General features: G+C 57.5%; 1 protein-coding gene. It reads left to right on the top strand.

The genetic code is table 11. From position 1 onward, the window contains the following. Positions 1-268, top strand: a 268-nt coding sequence (locus PZC42_RS24765; RefSeq protein ID WP_277214206.1) for a DUF72 domain-containing protein, incomplete at both ends; no start/stop codon positions are given.

Here is a 268-nt window from a genome sequence, read left to right on the forward strand (position 1 = left end):
GTCTTCACCCAGTTCAAACAGGTCGTGGCGCCGTTAGTTAGCACCGGTCAGCTTAAAACGGCCCTCTTCCAGTTTCCACCCTACTTTGACGCCCGGACCGAACACATCGAGTACCTACGCACGGTGCGGGAACTGATGGGGAACCTACCGGTTGCCGTCGAGTTGCGTAACCGTTCCTGGTACCAACCGGGAGTGGGCGATGCACTGGTCAATTATTGCCGTGACCTAAAGCTGACTCTGGTAGCCGCCGATGAACCCCACCAAACCC

The sequence above is a fragment of the Isoptericola croceus genome, from assembly GCF_029382255.1.
Lineage (GTDB): Bacteria > Actinomycetota > Actinomycetes > Actinomycetales > Cellulomonadaceae > Isoptericola > Isoptericola croceus.